Annotated in this window: 8 protein-coding genes; 3 read left to right on the top strand and 5 right to left on the bottom strand. The window is 70.1% G+C overall.

What is annotated here, in order from left to right; all coding sequences use genetic code 11:
• Positions 1–376: 376 nt before the first annotated feature.
• The 5 genes from U9980_RS12580 to U9980_RS12560 form a co-directional block, all read right to left on the bottom strand.
• Positions 377–940 (bottom strand): TIGR03086 family metal-binding protein, encoded by a 564-nt coding sequence (locus U9980_RS12580; protein ID WP_322768072.1) that lies wholly within the window; start codon positions 938–940, stop codon positions 377–379.
• Positions 937–1,596 carry a TetR/AcrR family transcriptional regulator gene (locus U9980_RS12575; RefSeq protein ID WP_322768071.1) on the bottom strand — a complete coding sequence of 220 codons (660 nt, stop codon included), beginning with the start codon at positions 1,594–1,596 and terminating at the stop codon, positions 937–939. The genes U9980_RS12580 and U9980_RS12575 overlap by 4 nt, the downstream gene beginning before the upstream one ends.
• Before the next feature lie 287 nt (positions 1,597–1,883).
• Complete coding sequence (locus U9980_RS12570; protein WP_322768070.1) at positions 1,884–3,209, bottom strand: ABC transporter permease; 1,326 nt, start codon at positions 3,207–3,209, stop codon at positions 1,884–1,886.
• Positions 3,210–3,261: 52 nt separating this feature from the next.
• Positions 3,262–3,963, bottom strand: coding sequence for an ABC transporter ATP-binding protein (locus U9980_RS12565; protein ID WP_322768069.1), 702 nt, complete (start codon positions 3,961–3,963; stop codon positions 3,262–3,264).
• Between the two features lie 59 nt (positions 3,964–4,022).
• Positions 4,023–5,462 (bottom strand): ABC transporter permease, encoded by a 1,440-nt coding sequence (locus U9980_RS12560; RefSeq protein WP_322768068.1) that lies wholly within the window; start codon positions 5,460–5,462, stop codon positions 4,023–4,025.
• A gap of 753 nt (positions 5,463–6,215) precedes the next feature.
• Between U9980_RS12560 and U9980_RS12555 the strand changes: the two genes are divergently transcribed.
• From U9980_RS12555 to U9980_RS12545, 3 genes are all read left to right on the top strand, one after another.
• Complete coding sequence (locus tag U9980_RS12555) at positions 6,216–7,391, top strand: sensor histidine kinase (protein WP_322768067.1); 1,176 nt, start codon at positions 6,216–6,218, stop codon at positions 7,389–7,391.
• A complete protein-coding gene (locus U9980_RS12550) occupies positions 7,388–8,053 on the top strand; it encodes a response regulator transcription factor (protein ID WP_322768066.1) in 666 nt (221 codons plus the stop codon). Before U9980_RS12555 ends, U9980_RS12550 begins: the two co-directional genes overlap by 4 nt.
• A 127-nt stretch (positions 8,054–8,180) precedes the next feature.
• Positions 8,181–8,369, top strand: a complete 189-nt coding sequence (locus tag U9980_RS12545) for a hypothetical protein (RefSeq protein ID WP_322768065.1) — start codon at positions 8,181–8,183, stop codon at positions 8,367–8,369.
• Positions 8,370–8,419: the final 50 nt, after the last annotated feature.

Here is an 8,419-nt window from a genome sequence, read left to right as displayed (position 1 = left end):
TGATCGGGCACGCGGGCGGGGCGAGCCCACGAGCGGTGGTGGTGGGTGTCGCGCATCGGCGCGGTCCCCTGCACCTCAGATCCTTGACCCCGTCCACCCCGAACGGTCCGTCGGGGCCCACATCGCCCCTGCTGCCGGCGAAGGTATGGATCAGCAGGCCCCGGCGACCATCGAGACCGAGGATGCGCTGCACACGAACCGAGGCTCGGGCCGGCCCAGCCCGGCGTCGGGTCGCGGTCGGGCTCTTTTCTAGATCGGCTACGTCATGACCGGTTCCTGCATGGCCGGGGTTCGAGATGCGGGCCTCGGATGGGCCGTGCTGGCACGCAGCCTGCGGCATCGGGGCAGATGCAGGCCGTACTTCTTTCCCAAGGCTTCAGTGCTGTCGTCCAGTTGCGGCGAGGAGCTGATCCTGAAGGCTGGCATCGGCGGGCGGAGGGACGGCGGGGGCGTACATGCCGGTGGCGGCGAGTTGACCGCCGAGGGCCCGGACCCCGTCGAGGACTGCCGAGACGGCTTCGAGGTCCAGGTCGACGGTGTGGCGGGTCGCGTGGGCCAGGTCCCAGGCGTGCACAAGGGGTTCGATCAGGGCGAGGCTCAGAATGTCGGCGACGCTGCGCGGACCCATCGGGGTCGCTTGCTGTGCGGTGGGGTCGACCTTCGCGAGGACCCTTTCGATGTCGCGGTGGGCTGCCTGCCAGGCGGCAGCGGGTGCAGTGTCGGCGAGTGCGTCCGGGTCGGCGTGCGGCGGGCGGGGGCCCTGCCCTGTCAGGAGCGCGGCGACCTGTTGCTGGCCGTCGATGAGATGGCCCAGCACCGCGCGGGCCGTCCAGGGCGGACAGGGGGACATGAAGTCCCAGCGGTCGTCTTCGACGCGGGCGACGATGTTGTCGACTTCGTTGAGGGCGCGTCGGTAGCGGTCCAGCACGATGGCGGTCACGGGTTCTCCTTGGGCTCGTTCAGCAGGGGCTTGAGTGCGCGCCACGCTCCGGCCGCCAGGTGGTCCGTGGCGTCGTCGAGGCGTCCGGCGGCGGTTTCCAGGCAGCGGCGGGCGTACTCCTGCGCCGGGCCGATCCACAGCGCCAGCATCACCGCCAGATCCGGGGAGCCAGTCCAGCCGTGCTCCCGCAGCCAGGAGGTGACGTCCTGGAAGAAGGCCCGATTTCCGGCGACTGCGGCCGTGTCGAGTCCTGATCGCAGCGTGGTGGCCGAGGTCGAGAGGAACAGGCGGGCGAGCGATTGATGGTCCTGCATCCATTCCAGGTGGCGGATCACCACGTGGGTGACCCCGTGGCGAGAGTCGGTGGCCGCGTGCAGTTCGGCCGTCAGCGCTGCCTGGTGGCCGGCCAGTCCGGCAGCTACGACCGTGCGCGCCAACGCGTCCCGGGTCGGGAAGTGGTGGAAGAGGCTGCCGTTGCTGACGCCGGCCCGCCGACGCACCGCCTCCAGCGAGGTGGATTCCCACCCCTGCTCGGTCGCGCACGCCAGAGCGGCGCGAACGATCTCTTCGTGACTTCGTGACTTCGTGACTTCGTGAGCCCGGGTCACTTGCCATAGAGCATCACTCTGGAGTGTTGCGCTATAAGCGGTCCGCATCCATCTGCTTCACCTCGTGCCACGGCATCCTCGCGTCAGCCGGCGCATGCCGCGACCGCCCGGCGTGCCGGGACGCCTCTGCCCCGCGGCGGTCTGACACCGGCAAGACGACCACCGCGATCTGGTCGGTTACGGATGTGCCGTGGGACTGCATCTGAGCCAGATCGACGAGGCGGAGGAGCTGCTGACGAACGACCCGTTGGCGCTGCTGATCGGGATGGTGCTGGACCAGCGGGTATCGGAAAGAACGAGCGGCACCACGCCGCCGTCCACCGCCTGCCCGGCGTTCACTCGACTTTTGCCAGTGCGTGAGCTGGCCGTAGCCGGGTTGTGCGCCACGCTGCGAGCGTGCCGGCGAGCAGGGCCGCGGTAATGGCGAGCAGGGTCGCTGCCGCGATGGTGCCCGGGTCGGTGTGGGCGTTCAGGCGGATGGCGAGGCTGTGCGCGCTGCCAGTGCCAGTGCCAGTGCCAGCACCGTGGTCGACGGTGGCGGTCAGGACCGGTGTGCCCGCGTTGACAAGACCGATACCGGCGTAGCCGATCGCGATTCCGAGCGCCGCGCCGACGAGGCCGACGGCGCCGGATTCGGCCATGATCTGCGTGATGACGCGCTGGCTGGTCCAGCCGATCGCCTTCAGGGTTCCGAGTTCGCGCGTGCGCCGGGTTACGGAGCTGAGGGTGAGCAGGCTGGCGGCGACGACGGTAGTCAGCAGCACGCCCACAGTGAGCCAGGTGCCGAGATCGTGCGCGAGGGCGGTGGCGCTGGCCAGCGAGCCGCTGACCGCCTCAGCCAGGTCGCGCGAGCTGGTGAGGGCGGTAGAGGGCAGGAGCGCGGCGAGTTCGGTTTCGACCGTGCTGACGTCGGCCGCGGTGCTCGCCGAGACGTAGATCGTGCTCACCTTTCCAGCCAGTGTGGGGAAGGAACGACCGGCGGGTAGCTGCCGCGCGGCAGCGAGCGGGAGGTAGACACTGGCGGCCCCGCTGCCCGCCGGTTGGTCGACGATCCCGACGACGGCGAACGGGATCCCGACAACGATGATCGTTGATCCGACGCGAAGGCGGTGGGAGGCGGCGTGTTGGGTGTCGACGACCGCGACGGCGCCGCGGGCGTCAGACTGTGACAGGAACCGGCCCGAGCGGAGTGTGCCGGCCGCGGCCGGCCCAAGGCCGAGGCGCGTTACGTCGATCCCGTCGATCCTCGTGCTGGCCGGGATGGCGTCTGAACCGGCCGGAGGCGGGCTGACCTCGCTCAGGACCAACGAGTCCGCGACGCCGTCGACGTGCGCCAGTTTGGCGACGGCATCCACTGTGGACGAGTCCATCACCGCGCCGCCGTCCACCGACAGGCCGGAGCCACTCGCGCCACCCGCGTCGAGGCCGCTGGTCGCGCCGGCGTCGCCATGGCTGTCGGCCGGCGGTTTGGCGGTGACGATGATGTCGGTGCCGACCCCGTCCAGCGTGTGCAGCACCGCGTTCTGCGCGTCGCCGACGGCGGCCGAGATGGCCGTCGTGGTGAGGACGAGCCCGACGCCGACAGCGAGCCCCGCGGCGACGAGCGTCGCCTGACGCGACCGATGCCTCAGCTCACGCCCAAGGTAGGTCAGGACGAACACAGGGGCTCCGATCGGGTGTCCGCCGCGGGGCGGCGCCCGGTTCGCATGCCGCTCAGCCGATCCGCGTGTCGGTGGCGTCGAAGCTCAGCTCGCCGTCGTGCATCACCGCGACGCGTTCGGCGAGGGCGGCGACGGCGCTGTCGTGCGTGACGAGCACGAGCGTGAGCTGGTTGGCGGTCCAGATCTGTTCGAGCAGGGAGAGGATCTCGTCGCGGGTGTCGACGTCGAGGTTCCCGGTGGGCTCGTCGGCCAGCAACACGCTGGGTTCTTTGACCAGTGCCCGGGCGATACCCACGCGTTGTTGCTGACCGCCGGACAATTCGGAGGGAAGGTGCCCGGCTCGATCGGCCAGGCCCACGGCCGCCAGCGCTTCCGCCGAGCGCTTCCGGCGCTGGACGGCGGGGGTGCGGAGCGGGACGAGGGCAGCTTCTACGTTCTCGATCGCCGACAGGGTCGGGATGAGGTTGAACATCTGGAAAACGAAGCCGACCCGGGTGGCACGGACCTCGGTGAGCTGTGCCTCGGACATCGCGGCCAGGTCCCGGCCGTCGAGGTCGACGGTGCCGGTGCTGGGCCGGTCCATGCCACCCAACAGCTGCAACAGAGTGCTCTTTCCGCTGCCGGTGCGGCCCTGGATGGCGAGCCATTCGCCGTCGGCGATGGACAGGTTCAGGTTCTGCACCGCGGTGACGCCGCTGCCGCGGGTACGGCCACGGCCGCGGAAGGTCTTGGATACGCCGGTCAGTGTGTACATCGGATCCTCGATTCGACCTAAGGAGAGGATGGTCAGACGGGGTGCGTCGGGCGGGCTGGTCAGGCGACGCGTGCGAGGGCGTCGCCCGGGCGCATCCGCGCGGCGCGCCAGCTGCCGAGAGCGCCGGCCAGGACCGCGCCGACGATCGCGAGCCCGACCGCGAACAGGATCACCGTGGTTCCGACAGCGGCGTGCAGGTGGACGCTGACCGTGTGCACCCCGCCGGGCAGCGTCAGCGTCTCCAGGTGCCCATCTCTGATCAATGCACCCTCGGGTGGTGTAGAGCCGGGGTTCAGGGCGACGGCCGCGTCGAGCGTGGGGGCGATCGCGTCGATGACGGCGGCGCCCGCGAACCCGAACCCAACTCCGACCACGGCTCCGGCCAGGCCGGTCACGAGCGATTCGGCCAGGATCTGCGCGACGATGCGTCGGGTACGCCACCCGAGCGCCTTGAGCGTGCCGAACTCACGAACCCGCCGGCGCACCGCGGCGGTGGTCAGCAGACCGGCCAGCGCGAACGAGGCGAGGAGCATCGCTGTGGCCAGCCAGCGGCCGAGGTCGCTCGCGAGCGTGGCCGCGCTGGCCAGCGACCCGCTGACCTTGTGAGCCAGGTCCGTCGAGCTGGTGACGGTGGCGTTCGGGACCAGCGCGGCGATTTCGGCTTGCACGGTGGAGAGGTCTGCGGCACTGACGGCGGCCACGTAGATCGCAGTGAGCTTCCCGGCCAGGTCAGGCCGGCTGGAGGAGACGAGCGCCAGGGCGCGACCGAGCGGGATGAAGACCTCCTCGGGATTGCTGGCAGCGGGCTGGCTGATGATGCCGATCACCGTGAACCGGGTGTTGGCGATTTTGATCGTCGAGTTCGTCAGCAGGTGGTGTGCGGCCGCGTAGTGCGCGTCGACCACGGCGACGTCGGAGTCGGCATCCTTGGCGGTGAAGGACCGGCCCGAGGCGAGCGTGCCGGAGGCGTACGGGCCGAACGCGAGGTGCGCTACGTCGACCCCGTCGATGCTGGTCGAGGTGAGGCTGGGCAGCCCGCCGCCGGGTGCCGCCGGGCCGACGACCGTCTGGCTCACGGTCAGGCCGCCCGCTGCCTCGGCCACGCCAGACAGCTTCGAGATCGGGGCCAGGGCGGCGGAATCGAGCACCCCCAGGCCGGGTGGCAGCCTGAAGAGGTCCTTTCCCTCGTCTCCGGGCGTGATCATGCCCTGACCCGAGCCTTGCCCGCTCGAACCCGCCCCGGTGGTGGACGCCGTCGTCACCGAGATATCGGTGCCTACCCCGTACAGCGACTGGAGCACCGTGGTCTGCGCCTGGCTCACGCCTGTCGACGCCGCGGTCAGCGTGACCACCGCCGCGACACCCACCGCCAGACCGACCGCCACGATCGCTGTCTGCCGCAGCCGTCCCCGAAGGCCCCGCACCAGGTAGGTCACGAAAAATCTGCTCGACATCTTCGTCGGCGCGAGCGCCGGCTTGTCAGCGCCGAGCGCCGTCATGACGTATTTCCGGGCAGCGGGGGCAGGCTCGCCGGCGGATGCCCGGACGGCGTGAACGGGGTCCCTAGATCTGGCAGTGGCGCATCACCCGAGCCGCTCTGCTCCGGCTGGACCTGGTTCGTGCCCGGCGAGCTGGTACCTGGCCCGGCACCGGGCGCTGGCTTCGAGTTGTGGCACGCGGCGGCGCCGAGCAGGGTGCCTAGTAGCAGGCACAGTGCGACCGCCGCGGAGCGGACCGGCCTGCTCGCCGCCGAGGACCATCTGGCCGCGGCGGACATCGCAGGGCGTCGGTCCGCGGCTTTCATCGGTGGTGTGGTGTCCATCTCGCTCACGTCCTTGTCGGTTGCCGGATCGCCATCGGCATTCGGTCCGATTTCCCGATGCATCCGGTTACTAGGACGTTGATAAGCCAGGGGCGGCAACACGAGTCCAACGTCGGCTGTTTCCGCCGTGTTACCTACGCGGGTGGGACCATGGGAGGGCAGAGACGTCGCGGCCCAGGCGGTTCCCGCCCAGCGGGAGGGCAGGCGACGGCGGTTCGAGCCGAGACGTGAGATGAGGTGGCAGTCGAGCGTGAGCGGCCTGGCAGAGCGGGCGAGGGCAGTTGCCGAGGCATCCAGTGCACCCGGCGACGTACCCGGGCCGGGTCGGCGGGCGGCCTCGGCTGCCGCCGCGACTGCGCGTCCCGCCCGGCCGGTTGGCCGCGTCCGTCGACGGTCGCCGCGGTCGAGGTTGCCCTCGCGTACGGTCAGATTGCGTCTGACGCTGCTCTACGGCGGCCTGTTCGTTCTGTCTGGTGCCGCGCTGTTGGCGATCACGTATTTGCTGCTGCTGCGCTTCACAGCTCGCATCCAGATCACCACTGGCCCGGTCAGCGCACCGGACACCCAGGGCGGTCCGCTCGGCGGGCAACTTCCACCGGCCTCACCGGAAACCTCGTCGGCGGTCGTCTCGCGGATACACCACAGCTACCTCCACCACCTGCTCGTCGAGTCCGGGATCGCGCTGGCGATCATGGCGGTTGCGTCGATCGGGCTCGGCTGGCTGATGGCAGGCCGGGTGCTTCGCCCGTTGCGGACGATCACGGCGACCACGCTGCGGATCTCTCAGGAGAATCTGCACGAGCGCCTGAACCTGCCCGGCCCGCAGGACGAACTCACCGACCTCGGCGACACCATAGACGGCCTGCTGGTCCGCCTGGAGACCGCGTTCGAGGCTCAGCGGCGCTTCGTCGCCAACGCCTCCCACGAGCTACGCACCCCGCTCGCGATGATGCGGACCTCGCTCGACGTCGCCGAGGGCAAACCCCAGCCCGTGCCGCGAGAGGTCACCGTGCTCGCCGGCCGGCTCCGCGAGGGTCTCGACCAGGCCGACCGGCTGATCGAGAGCTTCCTCACCCTGGCGCGAGCCCACCAGGTCGTACCGGGCGAGGCGGCCGCCGTCTCGCTCACCGACCTCGTCGCCACAGCGCTGGCAGCCCACGAGGCTCGCTCCGCCGAGCTGGGCGTGGGCATCCACCGCCAGCTCGCGACCGTCGAGGTCACGGGAAATCCGACGTTGCTGCGGCGCCTGATCGAGAACCTTGTCGACAACGCCCTGCGGTACAACCATCCTGGCGGCTTCGTCCACGTCGGCTGCCACACTGCCAGTGACGGTACTGCTGGCGCGAGGACGGCCCAACTCATGGTCGAGAGCACCGGGGCGCTGCTCGACGACGCCGAGGTGCGGGAGCTCGGGCAGCCGTTCCACCGCCTGACCGCCGACCGCACGACCACCGGCAGCGTCGGGCTCGGGCTCTCGATCGTCACCGCCATCGCCGCCGCCCATGACGGCGCCCTCCACCTGAGCGCCCGACCGGATGGCGGACTCCGGGCCGTCGTCAACCTGCCTCACGTAAGCCGCGCCCCGGCGTCGGGGATGTCGCGGTGAGGGTACTCGTCGTCGAAGACGTGCACCGGCTCGCCGACGACACCGCCGAAGGCCTCCGTGACCACGGCATGGCCGTCGACGTCAGTTACGACGGTCTCGATGCCGCCGCCAAACTCGATGTCAACCGCTACGACGTCGTGTTGCTCGACCGTGATCTGCCCGGCCTGAACGGCGACATCCTGTGCCGGATGATCGCAGATTCCGAGAACCCGGCGATGGTCCTGATGCTCACTGCGGCCGACACCAGCGCTGACCGTGTCGCCGGGCTGAGCCTCGGCGCGGACGACTACCTACCAAAACCCTTCCACTTTCCCGAACTCATCTTGCGGGTGCGGGCGCTGGCCCGGCGCCGGCCCACCGCGCAACCGCGCGTCCTCAAAGCCGACGGCATCGAACTTGACCCACTACGCCACACCACCGTCCGCGACGGGAACCGACTCGATCTCTCAGCCAAGGAATTCGGCGTGCTGGAGGCTCTGCTGCGCGCAATGCCGGCCCCGCTGAGCGCCGAGCGGCTGCTCGAACAGGTCTGGGACGAGTACGCCGACCCTTTCACCAAGACCGTCTCGGTTACCGTCGGGCGGCTGCGCCGCAAGCTCGGTGACCCGCCCGTCATCGAGACGCTCCCGGGCGTCGGCTACCGCATCATCCTGATCGGCTGACCCGACTGACGGACGGCTGGTACAACCACCCGACCGCCTGCCGAGGTCCTCGCCCAGCCCGTGAGCCACCGGTGTTCGCGCCTCGTCGTGGGTGTACCGGTGCGACACGAGCCGCAGCTGGCCCACGGTGGCTCAGCAGACGTCGAGCCAGGAAGCGGTTCGCGACCTCGAATCCGGTCTCGTCCATGTCGAGGTCGCCAGCTGGACTGGCGCGAGCCGGATTTGCTTCCCTGATTCGCAGCTTCCGTGGTGCCACTACCTGGATGCCGACGACTACGAGGCATGCCGCGACGACACTGATTACACGCTGATCTGACCGGGAGCGCGTATGGATGCTCGTCGACGTCCCCTCAACCTGCGGTACAG

This window comes from Protofrankia sp. Cr1, from assembly GCF_963555865.1.
In the GTDB taxonomy this organism is placed as follows: Bacteria; Actinomycetota; Actinomycetes; order Frankiales; family Frankiaceae; genus Protofrankia.
Note: the sequence above shows the minus strand (reverse complement) of the source record. Positions and strands in the feature narration are given on the sequence as shown.